The 18091-nt window shown below is 66.1% G+C and carries 14 protein-coding genes; 10 read left to right on the forward strand and 4 right to left on the reverse strand.

Annotated elements, in window-relative coordinates:
* From ACEN9H_RS02010 to ACEN9H_RS02025, 4 genes are all read left to right on the forward strand, one after another.
* Positions 1 to 1692 carry a two-component system sensor histidine kinase NtrB gene (locus ACEN9H_RS02010; RefSeq protein ID WP_413673600.1) on the forward strand — a complete coding sequence of 564 codons (1692 nt, stop codon included), beginning with the start codon at positions 1 to 3 and terminating at the stop codon, positions 1690 to 1692.
* Positions 1693 to 1709: 17 nt separating this feature from the next.
* Positions 1710 to 3143: a sigma-54-dependent transcriptional regulator gene (locus ACEN9H_RS02015; protein WP_413673601.1), complete on the forward strand. Its 1434-nt coding sequence runs from the start codon at positions 1710 to 1712 to the stop codon at positions 3141 to 3143.
* Between the two features lie 450 nt (positions 3144 to 3593).
* The gene (locus ACEN9H_RS02020) at positions 3594 to 6506 is read left to right on the forward strand and encodes a ribonucleoside-diphosphate reductase subunit alpha (RefSeq protein ID WP_413673602.1); all 2913 of its coding nucleotides are present in this window, start codon (positions 3594 to 3596) and stop codon (positions 6504 to 6506) included.
* 93 nt (positions 6507 to 6599) lie between these two features.
* Positions 6600 to 7712 carry a ribonucleotide-diphosphate reductase subunit beta gene (locus ACEN9H_RS02025; RefSeq protein ID WP_413673603.1) on the forward strand — a complete coding sequence of 371 codons (1113 nt, stop codon included), beginning with the start codon at positions 6600 to 6602 and terminating at the stop codon, positions 7710 to 7712.
* Positions 7713 to 7793: 81 nt separating this feature from the next.
* On the opposite strand, the gene ACEN9H_RS02030 is transcribed toward ACEN9H_RS02025, so the two are convergent.
* Both ACEN9H_RS02030 and ACEN9H_RS02035 read right to left on the reverse strand, forming a co-directional pair.
* On the reverse strand, positions 7794 to 8327 hold the full coding sequence (locus ACEN9H_RS02030) for a hypothetical protein (RefSeq protein WP_413673604.1): 534 nt from the start codon (positions 8325 to 8327) through the stop codon (positions 7794 to 7796).
* A gap of 72 nt (positions 8328 to 8399) precedes the next feature.
* A complete protein-coding gene (locus tag ACEN9H_RS02035; RefSeq protein ID WP_413673605.1) occupies positions 8400 to 9317 on the reverse strand; it encodes an alpha/beta fold hydrolase in 918 nt (305 codons plus the stop codon).
* Between the two features lie 123 nt (positions 9318 to 9440).
* Between ACEN9H_RS02035 and ACEN9H_RS02040 the strand changes: the two genes are divergently transcribed.
* Entirely contained in the window at positions 9441 to 10349 is a 909-nt protein-coding gene (locus ACEN9H_RS02040) for a LysR family transcriptional regulator (protein ID WP_413673606.1), read from the forward strand.
* A 6-nt stretch (positions 10350 to 10355) separates the two neighbouring features.
* Here the strand turns inward: ACEN9H_RS02040 and ACEN9H_RS02045 are convergent, their stop codons facing one another.
* Entirely contained in the window at positions 10356 to 11069 is a 714-nt protein-coding gene (locus ACEN9H_RS02045) for a DUF6445 family protein (protein ID WP_413673607.1), read from the reverse strand.
* Positions 11070 to 11155: 86 nt separating this feature from the next.
* Between ACEN9H_RS02045 and ACEN9H_RS02050 the strand changes: the two genes are divergently transcribed.
* The 5 genes from ACEN9H_RS02050 (at position 11156) to ACEN9H_RS02070 (ending at position 17074) form a co-directional block, all read left to right on the forward strand.
* The gene (locus ACEN9H_RS02050) at positions 11156 to 11296 is read left to right on the forward strand and encodes a hypothetical protein (protein WP_413673608.1); all 141 of its coding nucleotides are present in this window, start codon (positions 11156 to 11158) and stop codon (positions 11294 to 11296) included.
* A 197-nt stretch (positions 11297 to 11493) separates the two neighbouring features.
* On the forward strand, positions 11494 to 12762 hold the full coding sequence (locus ACEN9H_RS02055; protein ID WP_413673609.1) for a glycosyltransferase family 4 protein: 1269 nt from the start codon (positions 11494 to 11496) through the stop codon (positions 12760 to 12762).
* Positions 12759 to 14414, forward strand: a complete 1656-nt coding sequence (locus tag ACEN9H_RS02060; protein ID WP_413673610.1) for a glycosyltransferase family 4 protein — start codon at positions 12759 to 12761, stop codon at positions 14412 to 14414. Before ACEN9H_RS02055 ends, ACEN9H_RS02060 begins: the two co-directional genes overlap by 4 nt.
* A gap of 707 nt (positions 14415 to 15121) precedes the next feature.
* Entirely contained in the window at positions 15122 to 16471 is a 1350-nt protein-coding gene (locus ACEN9H_RS02065; protein ID WP_413673611.1) for a transcriptional regulator, read from the forward strand.
* 75 nt (positions 16472 to 16546) lie between these two features.
* Positions 16547 to 17074 (forward strand): YggT family protein, encoded by a 528-nt coding sequence (locus tag ACEN9H_RS02070; protein ID WP_229411988.1) that lies wholly within the window; start codon positions 16547 to 16549, stop codon positions 17072 to 17074.
* 70 nt (positions 17075 to 17144) lie between these two features.
* On the opposite strand, the gene ACEN9H_RS02075 is transcribed toward ACEN9H_RS02070, so the two are convergent.
* On the reverse strand, positions 17145 to 18083 hold the full coding sequence (locus ACEN9H_RS02075) for a carbohydrate kinase family protein (RefSeq protein ID WP_056129912.1): 939 nt from the start codon (positions 18081 to 18083) through the stop codon (positions 17145 to 17147).
* Positions 18084 to 18091 lie beyond the last annotated feature (8 nt).

An 18091-nucleotide genomic window follows, 5' to 3' on the forward strand; every position in this document is an offset into this window, starting at 1 on the left:
ATGGCGAGCCGGCTTTCCCTTTCCGCCGAGTCGCGCTCGACGTTCTGGCGCTCCCTGCAAACGCTCACGGTCACGCGCATCGTGATCGCGTTCGTGCTGCTGCTGTACCTGTCGATCGACGTGCGGCGCGGCCGCGTCGACGGCACCGCGTATGCCGAGACGTGCATCGCCTACGTGCTGGCCGCGCTGATGTTCGCGGTCGTCGCCCAGCGCTGGCGGCGGCGCTTCCTGTGGCAGTTGTCGGCCCAGGTCCTCGTCGACATCGTCGCGATCTCGCTGCTGTACCTCGCCGCCGGCGGCATGCGCAGCGGCCTCGCGCTGCTGTACCTGTTCCCGCTCGCGGGCGCCGCGATCCTTGCGCCGCTGGTGCTGGCCCTGTTCTCGGCCGCGCTGGCCACGCTGTTCGTGCTGGGCGAGAGCACCTGGGGGATCTTCATGCGCGCGGACGACCCGCCGCTGACCCAGGCCGGGCTCACCGGCGCCGCATTCTTCGCGGTGGTGCTGGTGGTGAACCGCCTGGCCGCGCGTCTCATCAAGCAGGAAGAGCTGGCCGCGCGGCACGGCGCCGACCTGCGCATCCAGCAGGCGATCTACCGCATCGTCGTCGACGACGTGGACGACGGCATCCTCGTGCTGGGGCGCGACGGCACCGTCTTCGGCGGCAATCCGGCGGCGCGCCGCATGCTCGGGCTGGAGACGCAGCCGGGCGAGGACGGCAACACGTTTCGATTGACCGACCTGGCGGCGCTGGAACCCGTGGCGCAGCGTTTCACGGACTGGGTCGGCCGCTGCATGGACGCGCCGGCGGCGGCGACCGGCGGCTTCGTCACCGTCAAGCGCTGGCACGAGACGGACGGCCCGGTGCGCGGCCGCCTCGACCAGCCGGTGCACCTGAAGCTGCGCTTCGCGCGCGTGGACACGCCGCAGGGCACGGCCGAACGCAGCCTCGTCTTCCTGCAGGACGTGAGCGCCATCGAAAACCAGGCGCAGCAACTCAAGCTCGCATCGATGGGACGCCTGACGGCCAGCATCGCGCACGAGGTGCGGAATCCCCTGTCGGCAATCGGCCACGCGACGTCGCTGCTGGCGGAAGACCTGCACGGTCCGGCGGAAACGCGCCTGCTGCGCATCGTGAACGACAACGTGGCGCGCGTGAACCGCATGGTCGAGGACATCCTGAAACTGTCGCGCAAGGTGCAGCCGAACGGCACGCCGGTCGCGCTGGACGATTTCCTGCCCGAGCTGCGCGCCGAGTTCACGGAAATGCACGGCATGGCCGGTGATATAGTGTGGGTGGGCGATGCGGGCGGCCGGTCCGTGCGTTTCGACGGCCTGCACCTGCGCGAAGTGCTCGTGAACCTGCTCGGCAACGCGATCCGCTACGCGAGCGGCAAGCCGGCGAGCATCCGCGTGGTCCCCGTGCCCGACGCGACGGGACGCATGGAATTGCACGTGCAGGACGACGGTCCGGGCATTACGCCGGAAGTGCGGGCGCATTTGTTCGAACCGTTCTACACGACGTCGAGCAAGGGCACGGGCCTCGGCCTGTACCTGGCGCGCGAGCTGTGCCTGAACAACGGCGCGATGCTCGACTACGAATACCGCACCGAGGACGTGCGGCCCGGCGCGGGCACCGGCGGCACGGGCGAGGCCAGCGGCCGCTTCGTGATCACGTTCGGTGCAACTATCTAATGTCACGGAAAGAAGGCATGAGCTCACCCCGCATCCTGGTGGTCGACGACGAACCCGACCTGCGCGAGCTGCTCGAGATCACCCTGCTCAAGATGGGGCTCGACGTCGACAGCGCCGCGACCGTCCGCGAGGCGCGTGCGCTGCTGGGGCAGAAGCCCTATGCGCTGGTGCTGACCGACATGCGCCTGCCCGACGGCCTCGGGCTGGAACTGGTGCGCGAGGTCGCTGCCCATCATAAGAGCACGCCCATCGCCGTGATCACCGCGTATGGCAGCGCCGAGAATGCCGTCGTCGCGCTGAAAGCCGGGGCGTTCGACTACGTGTCGAAGCCCGTCGTGCTGGACGATTTGCGCGCCATGGTGCGCGCGGCCTTGAAACTGTCCGACCCCGCGGCGGCGCCAGCCGCCAGCCAGGCCGGAGACACGTCGCGCCTGATCGGGCAATCGCCCGCGATGCAGGCGCTGCGCGCGCAGATCGCGCGACTGGCGCGGTCGCAGGCGCCGATCGCGATCAACGGCGAATCCGGCAGCGGCAAGGAACTGGCCGCGCGCGCGATCCACGCCCAGAGCGCGCGCGCCGGCAAGCCGTTCGTCGCCGTGAACTGCGGCGCGATCCCCGAGGCGCTGATGGAGGCCGAGTTCTTCGGCTATCGCAAGGGCGCGTTCACGGGTGCGAACGACGAGCGCGACGGCTTCTTCCAGGCGGCCAACGGCGGCACGCTGATGCTCGACGAGGTGGCGGACCTGCCGCTCGCGATGCAGGTCAAACTGCTGCGCGCGATCCAGGAGCGGCGCGTGCGCAAGATCGGCGCGACGGTCGAGGAACCGGTCGACGTGCGCATCATCAGCGCCACGCACAAGGATCTCTCCAGATGCGTGGAAAACGGCAGCTTCCGCCAGGACCTGTTCTACCGCCTGAACGTCATCGAGCTCACGTTGCCGCCGCTGCGCGAACGGCTGGACGATTTGCCGCTGCTGGTGGACGCCATCCTCGCGCGCCTAGCTGGGCCGGGCGGGGCGCGACTGGGGCCCGGCGTGCTGGACGCGCTGCGCGGCTACGCGTTCCCGGGCAATGTGCGCGAGCTGGAAAACGTGCTGGAACGCGCGCTCGCGTTTGCCGACGACGGCGTGATCGAAGTGGGCGACCTGCTGCTGAAAGGGGCGAAGCTGGGCGATGCAGCCGTCGTGCCGCAGCCGCCGCAGACGCCGGTGAGCGCGGCACCGGCGCCGCCAGCGGCGCTGGATCAGGCCGCGCCGCCGCCGCCGCTCGCGCACGACGCGCTGCCGAGCAACCTGCCGGACTACCTGAGCCAGGTCGAGCGCGACATCATCCTGCGCGCGCTGAACCAGACCCAGTTCAACCGCACGCAGGCGGCGAGCCTGCTCGGCATCAGTGTCCGGCAGCTGCGCTACCAGATGCAGAAACTGGATATCCACGCGCCCGAGCCCTGAGTCAGGAACTGTGAAGCGCGTGGTCTTTTCGCCAACGCAGCAACGCCAAACGGGCCGATTTTGCACGATTAATAAGCACATGAAATCGCGCTACAAATTCAATGTTAGTGCTTACTTCGCCGTGGAGGCTTCAAGTATCGGCACTGATCGATGTCAAGAAAAAAATCTTACTGACAGAGCTCATAAAAATCGCGGACATCGACTACAATTAGGTCTGTAAGGCCGTTGTCTACTACATCTAGTGGTCAACGGCCTTAATGCCGAACAGGCTGAGTAGGAGCGCAAAGCTTTTTTTCTCAACATTGCCGCTCCTATTTTTTATCGGCAGAAAGTTATCGAGTTGCCAATTTTGTTGAGTTGGCAGCGTTCCCTGGATTCACTCCGAGGGGTCCATATCTACCTAATTCGTAAAGGCGGTGGCAGTCTGTGACGCCAATGCTGGGAGGCTCAATGCAAACATCTTCGGACATTTCCATCAATACCGTCGCGGCAGCTACGACGGCCGGCAAGAGCGCGGACGAACTGGTCGCGGGCAGCGACTATCGCATCATCCGCCGTAACGGCGCCGTGGTGCCGTTCGCGCCGAGCAAGATCGCCGTCGCGATGACCAAGGCGTTCCTGGCCGTCAATGGCGAGCAGGGCCGCGAGTCGGCACGCATCCGCGAGCTGGTCGCGCAACTGACGAACAACGTGGTCGCAGCGCTCGTGCGCCGCCAGCCGAACGGCGGTACCTTCCACATCGAGGATGTGCAGGACCAGGTGGAACTGTCCCTGATGCGCTCGGGCGAACATGACGTCGCGCGCGAATACGTGCTGTACCGCGCCAAGCGCATGGAAGAGCGCCGCGCCGCCAAGGAAGCCGCCGGCACGACGCAGATCGCCGCCCCGCAGATCCACGTGGTCGACGGCGGCGCGCGCCGCCTGCTGGACATGAACGAAGTGTCGTCCCTGATCGACGCCGCCTGCGCCGGCCTGGAAAAGCACGTCGACGCCGACGCCATCCTGGCCGAGACGGTCAAGAACCTGTACGACGGCGTGCCCGTCGAGGAACTGCACAAGTCGGCCGTGCTGGCCGCGCGCGCGCTGATGGAAAAGGATCCGGCCTACAGCCAGGTCACCGCGCGCATCCTGCTGCACTCGATCCGCAAGGAGATCTTCGGCAAGGAGGTGCCGCAAGCCGGCGCCGCCGCCGAATACGTCACCTACTTCCCGCAATACATCGCCAAGGGCATAGCCGCCGAGCTGCTGGACGAGGAACTGGGCAAGTTCGACCTGCAGAAGCTGGCCAAGGCCATCGTCGCCGACCGCGACCTGCAATTCGGCTACATCGGCCTGCAGACCCTGTACGACCGCTACTTCCTGCACATCCGCGAAACCCGCATCGAGATGCCGCAGGCGTTCTACATGCGCGTCGCGATGGGCCTGGCCCTGCGTGAAGAGAACCGCGAAGCGCGCGCCATCGAGTTCTACAACCTGCTGTCGACGTTCGACTTCATGAGCTCGACCCCGACGCTGTTCAACTCGGGCACCCGCCGCTCGCAGCTGTCGTCGTGCTACCTGACCACCGTCGCCGACGACCTGGAAGGCATCTACGACGCCATCAAGGAAAACGCGCTGCTGTCGAAATTCGCCGGTGGCCTGGGCAACGACTGGACGCCGGTGCGTGCGCTCGGCTCGCGCATCAAGGGCACGAACGGCAAGTCGCAGGGCGTCGTGCCGTTCCTGAAGGTCGCGAACGACACCGCCGTCGCCGTCAACCAGGGTGGCAAGCGCAAGGGCGCCGTCTGCGCCTACCTGGAAACGTGGCACCTGGACATCGAGGAATTCCTCGACCTGCGCAAGAACACGGGCGACGACCGCCGCCGCACGCACGACATGAACACCGCGAACTGGATTCCGGACCTGTTCATGAAGCGCGTGATGGAAAAGGGCGAGTGGACCCTGTTCTCGCCGTCGGAAGCCCCGGACCTGCACGACAAGGTCGGCAAGGCGTTCGAGGAAGCCTACCTGAAGTACGAGGAAAAGGCGGCCCGCGGCGAGATGACCGTGCACAAGAAGATCCAGGCGCTCGACCTGTGGCGCAAGATGCTGTCGATGCTGTTCGAAACGGGCCACCCGTGGATCACGTTCAAGGATCCGTGCAACATCCGCTCGCCGCAGCAGCACGTCGGTGTCGTGCACTCGTCGAACCTGTGCACCGAGATCACGCTGAACACGAACGAAGACGAAATCGCCGTCTGCAACCTGGGTTCCGTGAACCTGCCGGCCCACATGAAGGGCGACGGGCTGGACGTGGTCAAGCTGCAGAAGACCATCCGCACCGCGATGCGCATGCTCGACAACGTCATCGACATCAACTACTACGCCGTCGACAAGGCGAAGAACTCGAACCTGCGCCACCGTCCGGTCGGCCTGGGCATCATGGGCTTCCAGGACTGCCTGCACATGATGCGCGTGCCGTTCGCGTCGGATAAAGCCGTGGAATTCGCCGACCGCTCGATGGAAGCCGTCTGCTACTACGCCTACCTGGCGTCGACCGAGCTGGCCGAGGAACGCGGCCGCTACCAGTCGTACGAAGGTTCGCTGTGGGACCGCGGCATCCTGCCGCAGGACTCGATCAAGCTGCTGGCCGAAGAACGCGGCGGCTACCTCGAGCAGGACACGTCGGAATCGATGGACTGGAGCCTGGTGCGTAGCCGCATCAAGCAGTTCGGCATGCGCAACTCGAACTGCGTGGCGATCGCCCCGACCGCGACCATCTCGAACATCATCGGCGTCTCCGCCTGCATCGAGCCGACGTTCCAGAACCTGTACGTGAAGTCGAACCTGTCGGGCGAGTTCACCGAGATCAATGCCTGCCTGGTGCGCGACCTGAAGGCGCGCGGCCTGTGGGACGAGGTCATGATCAACGACCTGAAATACTTCGACGGCTCGCTGTCGCGCATCGACCGCGTCCCGCAAGACCTGCGCGACATCTACGCCACGGCGTTCGAAGTCGAGCCGAAGTGGCTGGTGGAAGCCGCGTCGCGCCGCCAGAAGTGGATCGACCAGGCCCAGTCGCTGAACATCTACATGGCCGGCGCCTCCGGCAAGAAGCTGGACGAGACCTATAAGCTGGCCTGGCTGCGCGGCCTGAAGACGACCTACTACCTGCGCACGATCGCCGCGACGCACATGGAGAAGTCGACCACCCGTACCGGCGCGCTGAACGCCGTGGCGGTCGACGGCGGCCTGTCCGGCGGGGCAGCCGCACCGGCAGCACCGGCACCGGTCGCCGCAGCAGCTCCGGACGTCGTGGACGGCGCGGCCTGCTATCTGCGGCCGGGCGACGCGGGCTTCGACGAGTGCGAGGCTTGCCAATAAGCTGCCAGTAAATAGATCAGAACCTTAACGTAACCACGCATCGCCCGGGCTCCCGGGCGATGCCGCTAAAAGAATTCAAGAAGGAAAAATATCATGGCTCTCTCCTGGGACGATGAACCGGCCGCCGCACCGGCCGCGGTTGCCAACCTTGCCGCCGTCAATCCTGAAGCCAGCGCCGCCGACGTCGCCAAGCGCGTGAATGCGGACGACAAGCGCATCATCAACGCCAAGACCGACGTCAACCAGCTGGTCCCGTTCAAATATAAATGGGCGTGGGATAAATACCTGGCCGGCTGCGCGAACCACTGGATGCCGCAGGAAGTGAACATGCAGCGCGACATCGAACTGTGGAAGAACCCGAACGGCCTGACCGAAGACGAGCGCCGCATCGTCAAGCGCAACCTGGGCTTCTTCGTGACCGCCGACTCGCTGGCCGCCAACAACATCGTGCTGGGCACCTACCGCCACATCACGGCGCCGGAATGCCGCCAGTACCTGCTGCGCCAGGCGTTCGAGGAAGCGATCCATACCCACGCGTACCAGTACATCGTGGAATCGCTGGGCCTGGACGAGAAGGAAATCTTCAACGCCTACAACGAGATCCCGTCGATCCGCGACAAGGACCAGTTCCTGATCCCGTTCATCGAAGTCATCAACGATCCGATGTTCCACACCGGCACGCTGGAAAACGACCAGAAGCTGCTGCGTTCGATCATCGTGTTTGCTTGCCTGATGGAAGGCCTGTTCTTCTACGTCGGCTTCACGCAGATCCTCGCGCTGGGCCGCCAGAACAAGATGATGGGCGCCGCCGAGCAGTACCAGTACATCCTGCGCGACGAATCGATGCACTGCAACTTCGGCATCGACCTGATCAACACGATCAAGATGGAAAACCCGCAGCTGTGGACGCCGGAATTCCGCGAAGAGATCAAGCAGCTGTTCCTGCAGGCCGTCGACCTGGAATACCGCTACGCCGAAGACACGATGCCGCGTGGCGTGCTGGGCCTGAACGCAGCCATGTTCAAGGGCTACCTGCGCTTCATCGCGAACCGCCGCGCCGTCCAGATCGGCCTCGACGCGCTGTTCCCGAACGAGGAAAACCCGTTCCCGTGGATGAGCGAGATGATCGACCTGAAGAAGGAACGCAACTTCTTCGAGACGCGCGTGACCGAGTACCAGACCGGTGGGGCGTTGAACTGGGATTGATCCGCACATTGCCCGGCCCGTTCTTCCAGGCATGATAAAGCCCGTCAATCGACGGGCTTTTCTTTTATATATGCGCCAGACTCAACGGTCCTCAAGCCACCTGAGAAAATCTCCGGCCACTTCCGGCGTCAGTTCCAGTGCCGCTTCCGCCACGTCGACTGACCCCTTGACGGCAGCCAGTGCGGCCAGTGCGCACGCCAGAAACTCTTCATCCCACGCACGCACGGCAGCCGCCGCGACGAGGCCCGGCAGGGCAGCCAATGCCGCCGCGTAGGCGTCTTGCAGGTCCGACGGGATGACGACACGTTCCCGTTTGCGGCAAATTTCGACCCAGGCCGGAAATTGCAGATAGACCGCGCCGGCACGATCAGGCGCCAGCGCCAGCGCGCGTACGACGTGCGGTACCGCCGCGAACGACGCCGCATACACGTCGCCCTGGTGCGCCAGTGCGCTCCACAACGAAAACCAGGGCTCGTCGTCGGGACCGGATGGCGGCAGCGAAGCGAGCTGGCGCAGCAACGCCGGTATGTCGGCGGCCTTGCCGTAGGCATGCTCGAGTTCTTGCCAGCGCGGACTGTCGAGGGGCAGGCAGGGTAGATCAGGAATGGTCGTCATGGCGTCGCATAAAAAACTGTAGTCTAACAAGCAGTGCTGGCGAGGCCACGCGCTCGTCGACGAGCAAGGGCATTATTCGATGAACTTCTGGATCGCCTTCATCGTCGCCTCCGGCGCCTCTTCCATCAGCCAGTGCCCCGCATCCGGAATGACCACTTCGGTGACGTTGGTGGCCGCATTGCGCATCACGATCGCCTCGTTGGCGCCGAACGATTTGGCGCCGCCGATCGCCAGCACGGGCATCGGCAGTTTATTGGCGACGACTTTCTGGTTGACCTCGGCATCCTTGGGGAAGCTGAGGAATTGCGCGAAGGCCGAGTGCATCGCGCCAGGGCGGGCGTACAGCTTCGCATAATAAGACCGGGTCGCTTCGTCGACCTTCTTCGGGTCGCCGGCGAATTCGTTCCAGAAGCGGTCCAGGTAGATGCGCTCGCGGCCGGCGACGAGGCGCTCGGCGTCCGGGCCGCCGAACGAGAAATGCCACAGCAGCGGATTACGCAGGATTTGTTCCCACGGCGGAATCCCGGGCACGGGCGCGTCCATGACGACGAGGCGGTCCGTCCGGTCGGGATAGCGGGAGGCGTAGGCGAAGGCGACCATCGTGCCGATGTCGTGGCCGACGACGACCGCGTGGTCGATGCCGAGCTTGTCGAGGACGGCGCGGACGTCGCCGGCCTGCGTCCATTTGTCGTAGCCGCCGGCCGGGTGCGAGGACAGGCCCATGCCGCGCAGGTCCGGCACGACGACGGTGTGGCTGGCCGCCAGGCGGGCGGCCAGCGGCGACCACATCGCGCCCGTGTCGCCGAAGCCATGCAGCAGCACGACGGCGGGGCCGTGGCCGCCGGTGACCACGTGCAGGGCCGCGTCGCCGGCCTGCATCGTCTGTGCCTTGAACGCCGGCGGGAAGGGCTGGACGGCGGCGGTGGCGGGATGGCTGAGCGCCAGGGACAGCGACAGTGCGGCGGCGGCCGTTGCGATGCGTGGGAACATGAGGATCTCCTGGGTTGACGGGCGTTGGGGTCGAGGCCAGTATGGTTTAGGATGAGCAGCCGGACTAGTCGCCAAATACCGCAACAGCAATTCGGAAACGCCGAACAAACAGGGTGAACAGACATGAAACTGGAAGGCATCGCCACGTTCGTCACCGTGGCCGAAAGCGGTTCCCTGAGCGAAGCGGCGCGCCGCTTGCGCGTGTCGCGCTCCGTCGTCAGCGAGCGTCTCGTCGAGCTGGAGCGGTCGCTCGGCGCCAGCCTGCTGCAGCGGTCCACGCGCAAGCTGTCGCTCACGGAGGACGGCGCCGCGTTCCTTGCGCGCGCCGCGCGCATCGTGCGCGACGTGCAGGAGGCCGCGGCCGACCTGGCCGAGCGGCGCGGACAGCTGAGCGGCCCGCTGCGCATCGCCGCGCCCGTGACGTTCGGCCGCATGCACCTGGGACCTGCGCTCTATCCCTTCCTGGCCGCCCATCCCGACATCCAACTGACGCTGGACCTGGACGACCGCCGGGTCGACGCGACGTCGGACGGCTTCGATGCCGTCGTCCGCCACGGTCCGATCGCGGATACCTATCTCGTCGCATGGCAACTGGCGACGAGCCGGCGCGTGCTCGTCGCGGCGCCCGCGTACCTGGACCGGCACGGCACGCCCCGTTCCCCGGACGAACTCGAGGACCACCGCGGCATCTTCTACACGCACCGCGGCGCGGCCGACTGGCGCTTCGCGCAGCAGGGCGAGACCCGCATCGTGCGCGCGCGGCCCAGCCTGGTCCTGAACAACGGCGACATGATGCGCGACGCCGCGCTCGCCGGACTGGGCATCGCGCTGCTGCCGGTGTTCATCGTCAGCGGGGCGCTCAAGGCAGGGACGCTGTGCGTCGTCGACGTCGGCGTCGAGGCCGAACAGGAATACATCTATATGGCGCACGCGGACGGCCAGCATCCGTCCGCGAAGCTGCGCGCGCTTGGCGCCTGGTTACGCGCGGCGTTCGGCGAACCGCCGTATTGGGAGACCGAGGGTCGGGGCTAGCGACGCTCAGCCGGCGGCCATGCGCAGCTGGAAGAACGCATTCGCCGTGAGGCGCCCCGTGCGCGGGTCGCCGACCATCAGCTCGGGCATGTGGATGTGTCCCGAGTGGAAGATCCCGCCGTTGTAGAAGATCGCCCGGTTGTAGCGTGGTTCGACCGTCAGCACCTTTTCGAACCAGCGGCTCGACGCGATCGCGAAGGTCGGCGGCACGTCCGGCATCGCCGCGCCGGCCCGTTCGTGGCGCCTCAGATCGTTTTCCAGGGCCGTGATCTCGGGCTCCGGCACCTTCGGCTTGAAGAAGCTGGTGCCGCCGAAGCGCTCGTCCCTGAACAGGTACAGCACCATCGCGCCCGCGCCGACGCCGGCCGGCAGGCCCGTGAAGTCGCGGTGCGGCAGGCGCTGGCCCGGCAGCAGGTCTTGCGGGCGGCGCGTCACGAGCGACAGGCGGCTCTTCATGTCGAGGATGCGGCGCGCGCCCAGCGGCGCGCGCGCGTGCTGCAGGAAGCTGTCCTGGATGCGCGCCGCGAGCGCGCCGCCGAGCGGCAGTTCGGGACCCGGATAGTAGTTGCCCGCCAGGTCCTGGAAACTCATGTGGTTGTTCGCCGCGAAGTCGACCAGTGCCTCCGGCTCCAGCATGAAGTCGTCGATGATGACGCAGCGGTGGTCGTCGAAGATCGGTACCACGCCGACGCGCGGCTGCGGATTGAGCAGGGGGAGCATGACGGTGGCGGCGTTGTGAAGGAGCGCCCATGGTACAACGCCATGCCATGCCGCCGCCACTTCGGCCTCGCCCTCCGCAGTCCGTCATGTTCACCAGCCCGCTCCTCGACCATCCCGCCATCGTGCGCCGCCAGCGCGAACGTGCCGGCGTGGAGGCCGTGGCGGCACGGGACGCATGCACGATGTGCCACGCGCGCGCCGATGGACGCTGGACCTTCCGCAGCTAGCGCCGCGACCGCGCACCGCGCACACCCGCGGTCGATGTGCCTTGGTGCGTACCTTCGACGATACGTTGATGCCATCCAGCGTGGTCCAACGCACGCATTCTTCACGATTTTGCACGTGCGTCGCGCCACGACGCGGAGTCTGAGGCTATCATGCGTTCAATTCCAACTTGTCGTCGTCGTCACGCGAACCGAACGTCATGACCCGAGTCCTCTTCATCCACCAGAATCTGCCGGGCCAGTTCCGCCGGCTGATGCGGTATCTGCAGACGCGGCCCGACTTCGACGTCGTCGCGATCGGCGAAGAGACCGCGGTGCGGCGCGAGCCCTTGGGACCGAAGGTGCGGACGATCGGCTACGCCAGGCCGGACGGTCCGGGCGAGAAGACCCATCACTACCTGCGCCACTTCGAAGGTTGCGTGCGCCGCGGCCAGGCCGTCGCGCGCGCGTGCGTGGCGCTGAAGCAGGAAGGCTTCGCGCCCGACGTCGTCGTGTGCCACCCCGGCTGGGGCGAGGCCCTGTTCGTCAAGGACGTGTTCCCACAGGCGCGCCTCGTCGTGTTCTGCGAGTTCTGGTGGGCGGCAAGCGGGTTGGACGTCGGTTTCGATCCCGAGTATCCGGTGAGCTTCGACGACCGCCTGCGCATCCGCATCAAGAACTCCGTGCTGATGCAGTCGCTGCTCGCGGCCGACGACGGCGTCGCGCCCACGGCGTGGCAGCGCGGCGTGCACCCGCCCGAACTGCGCGGCAAGATCCGCGAAGTCCACGAGGGCATCGACACGCAGCAACTGAGCCCCGATCCGCAGGCGCGGCTGGAACTGCCCGGCGGCGCCGTGCTCGCGCGCGCGCAGCCGGTGCTGACGTTCGTCGCGCGCAACCTCGAACCCTACCGCGGCTTCCACGTCTTCATGCGCAGCCTGCCACGGCTGCTGGCCGGGAATCCGGAGCTGCAGGTCGTCGTCATCGGCGGCGACGGCGTCAGCTACGGCCGCCGTCCGCCGCCGGGCCATGCAAGCTACCGCGACGCGCTCAAGGCCGAGCTGGACGGCGGCGCCGAGACCGTCGACTGGTCGCGCGTGCACTTCCTCGGCAAGGTGCCGTACGCCACCTACCGCAGCGCGCTGCAGGTCTCGAGCCTGCACGTGTACCTGACGTATCCGTTCGTGCTGTCCTGGTCGATGCTGGAAGCGATGGCCGTCGGCGTGCCGGTGCTGGGCTCGGATACGGCGCCGGTGCGGGAAGTGATCCGCGACGGCGAGAACGGGTTCCTGACGCCGTTCTTCGACACGGCGCTGCTCGCCGACCGCGCGCTCGACCTCATCGCGCGCCGCCACGAGATCGCCCACGTCGGCCTGGCCGGACGCGAGACGGTGCGCACGCGCTACGATTTCGAAACGGTGGGCCTGCCGGTCTACCTCGACCTGCTCACGCCATTGGATGAGCGCGCGGACACGGAGGAGGTCGCATGACGGACCGCTTCGCCTTCCACTACGCCCCCGACGGCTACTCGACATCGGGCCCGCGCCTGATGGGACGCCAGGCCGCCGGCGCCGGACTGCTGCGCGCGATCGCGACGGCGCCCGGTCTCGAGTCGGTCGGCTGCTTCGCCGGCGGCCAGGCCCACGCGGCCGAAGGCGAGCGCCTGCTGCGCGAGTCCGGCTACAAGGGCCAGGTCGACTGGATCGCGCAGGGCCGCCCGCAGGACCTGGAACGCTACGGCACGCTGTACCACCCCGCGCCCGGCATCGAACGCCTCGCGTGGCGCCGCCAGGGACTCGGCGAGCGCCGCTACAGCCTGTGCGGCATCACGCACACGACGGCCAGCCACGCCGTGATGACGAGCCTCGCCAACCTGCTCGTGGCGCCCGTGCGCAGCTGGGATGCCGTGATCTGCACGTCGCGCGTCGTGCGCGACAGCGTGCGCCGCGTGCTGGAGCGCCAGGCCGAGTATTTGAGTGCGCGCCTCGGTGCCCAGCGCTTCGAACAGCCGCAGCTGCCCCTGATCCCGCTCGGCGTGCACGCGGCCGACTTCGACGTCGACGCATCCCGCCGCGCCACCGTGCGCCGGCGCCTGGGGTTGGAAACCGGCGACGTCGCGTTCCTGTTCCTCGGCCATTTGTCGTTCCACGCGAAGGCGCATCCGCAACAGATGTTCGCGGCGCTCGAAGCCGCGGCGCAGGGCGGTGGGCGCGTGCACCTGGTGCTGTGCGGGTGGTTCGCCAACGAAGCCATCGACAAGGCTTTCCACGAGGCGGCCGCGCAACTGTGCCCGTCCGTGACGCTGTCGGTGCTGGACGGCCGCGTGGCGGCGAACCAGCTCGACGCCTGGGCCGCCGCCGACGTCTTCATCTCGCTCGCGGACAACGTGCAGGAGACCTTCGGCCTCACGCCGCTGGAAGCGATGGCGGCGGGCCTGCCGTGCATCGTCAGCGACTGGAACGGCTACCGCGACACCGTGCGCGACGGCGTGGACGGCTACCGCATCCCGACCGTGATGCCGGATGCGGGCGCGGGCCCCGATCTCGCGCAGCGTTACGACGATGGCGTGGACAGCTACGACGCGTACTGCGGCCATACGAGCCAGGCGGTCGCGGTGGATGGACCGGCCCTCGCGCAGGCCTGCGCGCGCCTCGCCGGCGATGCCGCGCTGCGGCGCGAACTGGGCGAGAACGCACGCCGGCGTGCGCGCGCGGAATTCGATTGGGCCGTCGTGTTCGGGCGTTACCGCGCGTTGTGGCGCGAGCTCGACGAACGGCGCCGCGCCGATGCGGCGCTCGGTCCCGCGCTGCCGGCAGTCGTGCCGGACCGGCTCGATCCGTTCGAGCTGTTCGCCACGTACCCGACGCTGCGGATCACGCCGGCGTCGATGGTGGAACTCGCGCCTGACGCATCGCTCGCGCTGCTGCGCCAGTATCGCGAGCTCGCGATCAACCGCTTCGCGCACGCGTCGCTGCCGACGCTGGAAGAGTTTGGACAGATCTTCGGATCGATCGAATCGCGGCCGATGCAGGTCGACGAGCTGCTCGACGCGCTCGGACCGTGCGACCGGCCGACTTTGCTGCGCGGACTCGCGTGGCTGTGCAAGATGGACTTGCTGCGTATCACCGCGGCGGCGGACTGATTTCGAATATCGCCTTTAAATAAAGGCTTTATGCGGAATGGTAGTAACGTAATGCGCATTGTTTTGCGCGCTTGTTTTTGGAGACCAAGCAAGACGAGGAAGGAATCAAACGTTATCGCAGCGATCGTTTCGGTTGAGGTTATCGCTGGTTCACCTGTAAAAGACATGAAAAATATTGTGTGCGGGTTGCGCACTGACAAGGTTTTCGTGTACTTTACGTGATTGAATTTGTCAAAACGTGAAGACGCCGATTTTCGAGGCGTTCAACGGGAAACAAACCGATCATAAATGGGACGCTGATTCATTCAGTATGCACGTAAGCTTAGCGAAAAGAACAAGCCGCATTGCCTGATAAACGTCGGGTATGGCGGCTTTTTCTTTTCGCGGCCAGCGGGCTGCGATGTGGACAGCGCAGTGAGCCATCGGACTTTAGTCGTTTAGGTCGTCGGCGACGACGATTAGCCGAGGTGCCGCGGAGAGCGATTGAGCGACTACTGTATGAATACACAGTATAGCGTAAATCGGCGATGAATGCCCGGATGTTTTACGGGTTTTATCGAATCGCCGCGTCAGTTCGGCTGGTGCCGGATTCATTGACGCAAACATAGCGTTTGCGCCGATGAATAATTCGCCCGACCAAGCAGACCGGGTTGGACGGGTTCAAACCATGTAGCGTAATTTCTCATCGCAGAGAAGGAGAACAGAAAATGGCAACCGCCGCGAAAAAACCAGCAGCAAAGCCGGCCGCAAAAGCCGCCACCAAACCGGCCGCAAAGGCAGCAGCAGATAAACCCGCAACCAAAACCGTAGCCGCTAAAGCCGCTGCGAAGCCGGCTGCGAAAAAAGCCGCAGCAACCAAGGCTCCGGCTAAATCGGCAGCAACCAAAACCGCCGCCAAGTCGACCGCCGCCGCTAAACCGGCTGCAAAGAAAGCTGCAGCAACCAAGACCGCCGCCGCTAAACCGGCAGCAAAGAAAGCCGCTGCAACCAAGACCGCAGCAACCAAGTCGACCGCTACCAAGTCGGCTGCAACCAAGACCGCCGCCAAGTCGACCACCGCCGCCAAACCGGCAGCGAAAAAGACTGCAGCCAAGTCGACCACCGCCGCCAAGCCGGCAGCAAAGAAAACCGCCGCCAAGTCGACCGCAACCAAAGCCGCCGCCAAACCGGCTGCGAAGAAGACCGCTGCCAAGTCGGCCGCTGCTGCCAAACCGGCTGCCAAGAAAGCAGCAGGCAAGACCGCTGCCAAGTCGACCGCCGCCGCTAAACCGGCTGCAAAGAAAGCAGCAGGCAAGACCGCTGCCAAGTCGACCGCCGCCGCTAAACCGGCTGCAAAGAAAGCAGCAGGCAAGACCGCCGCCAAGTCGACCGCCGCCGCTAAACCGGCTGCGAAGAAAACTGCTGCCAAGTCGACCGCTGCCGCCAAACCGGCTGCCAAGAAAGCAGCAGGCAAGACCGCCGCCAAGTCGACCGCTGCCGCCAAACCGGCTGCCAAGAAAGCAGCAGGCAAGACTGCCGCCAAGTCGACCGCCGCCGCTAAACCGGCTGCGAAGAAAGCAGCAGGCAAGACCGCTGCCAAGTCGACCGCTGCCGCCAAGCCGGCTGCAACCAAGACCGCCGCCAAGTCGACCACCGCCGCCAAGCCGGCTGCGACGAAGACTGCAGCGACCAAGACCGCAGCGACCAAGAGTGCAGCCACCAAGACCGCAGCCACCAAGGCCGCCGCTCCCGCCGCCAAAAGCGAAGCCAAGCCGGCAGTGAAGAAGGCCGCCGCCAAGCCGGCCGCCAAGGCTGAAGCGAAGCCGGAAGCTGCTGCTCCTGTTGCGAAGAAGCCGGCCGCCAGGAAGGCCGCAAGCAAGCCCGCAACCAAGGCTGAAGCCAAGCCGGAAGCCAAGGCCGAGTCGAAAGCTGAAACCAAGGCCGACACCAAGGCCGAGACGAAAGCCGAAGCCAAGACCGACGGCAAGGACAGCGGCGCCGCTGCAGCCCCGGCACCGGCCGCCAAGTCGGTGATCGCACCGGCAGCATGGCCGTTCCCGACCAGCAGCCGTCCGTAAGCCATTCCTGCCTGGTTCAGGCAAAATACCGCTGTGTGAGCTTTCACACAGCGGTTTTTTTTTCAAGGAGTCGTCGTGCTGCCCATTCTTAAATTGATCGTCGATACCGCGGCCGGTGTGCTGGGTGGCGTCTTGCTGCTGCGTTTTTGGATGCAGGTGACCCGCGTGCGTCCGCCGGCGTCCGTCGCGCAATTTACGTTCACGTTGTCCGACTGGCTCGTGCGCCCGCTGCGCCGCATCGTGCCGGGCATGGGTGGTTACGACTGGGCCAGCCTGCTGGGCGCGTTTCTCGTCGTGCTGGCGGCATCGTCGATCCTGCTGCTGGCGGGGACGAGCGGCCAGGCCGTCGTGCTGATCGCCGTGGTCCGCCTGCTCGACTGGATCCTGTACGGTTTCATGGGCCTGTTGATCATCGAGGTGATCTTTAGCTGGGTCAATCCGCATGCGCCGCTGGCGCCGTTCGTCCACGCGCTCAACGACCCGCTGCTGCGCCCGCTGCGCCGCGTGATCCCGCCGGTCGGCGGCCTCGATCTGTCGGTGCTCGTGGCCTTCATCCTGATCCAGATCGCGCAATACCTGCTGCGCCAGGTGTTCTACATCTGACGCTGGCTACACCCAACAAAAAGCGCGCCGGTCCCGCGAGGGACGGCGCGCTTTTCATTGCCCCGACGCTTTAGAAGCGGTAGCCGAAGGCCGCTTCGAATTTATCCGCGATCTCCGAAGGCGTGAAGCCGTGGTTCTGGCCGCCCTGGTGGGCGATCTTGATGGAACCCAGCAGGCTCGCCAGGCGGCCCGTCGTGGGCCAGTCGAGGTCATTGGCGATGCCGAACAGCAGGCCGGCGCGGTAGGCGTCGCCGCAGCCCGTCGGATCGACGACGCTGGCCGCCGGCACGGCCGGGATCTTGTGGTGCTCGCCGCCGGCGTAGATGTCCGAACCGGCTTCCCCGCGCGTGACGATGAGCGCGTCCAGGCGCGCGGCGATGTCCTGCAGGGGCAGGCCCGTGCGGTCCATCACCATCTCGAATTCGTAGTCGTTGCAGGCGAGGTAGCTGGCCTGGTCGATGAACGTCAGCAGCTCGTCGCCGCTGAACATCGGCAACTGCTGGCCCGGGTCGAAGATGAACGGCACGCCCCGTTCCGCGCAGTCGCGCGCGTGCTTGATCATGCCGTCGCGGCCGTCCGGCGCGACGATCGCGACGCGCAGCGGCAGGTAGTCGGCCAGGCTGTTCTCGTGCGAGAACTGCATGGCGCCCGGGTGGAAGGCGTTGATCTGGTTGCCGTCCAGGTCGGCCGTGACGAAGCACTGGGCCGTGTACGCGTTCTCGATGGTGCGGATCGCGTTGGTGGCGAGGCCTTGCTGCTCCATGCGGTCGAGGTAGTCGCCGCCGTCCTGGCCGATGGTGCCCATGATGAGCGGCTCGCCGCCCAGCAGCTTCAGGTTGTAGGCGATGTTGACGGCGCAGCCGCCGTATTCCGTGCGCAGCGTCGGCACGAGGAACGAGACGTTCACGCGGTGCAGCTGGTCGGCCAGCAGGGTTTCGCCGAAACGGCCGTGGTATTGCATGATCTTGTCGAAGGCGATCGAGCCGCAGATCAGCGAGGTCTTGGTCATTGGAAGCC

It is taken from the genome of Massilia cellulosiltytica, from assembly GCF_047325105.1.
Lineage (GTDB): Bacteria > Pseudomonadota > Gammaproteobacteria > Burkholderiales > Burkholderiaceae_D > Telluria > Telluria orientalis.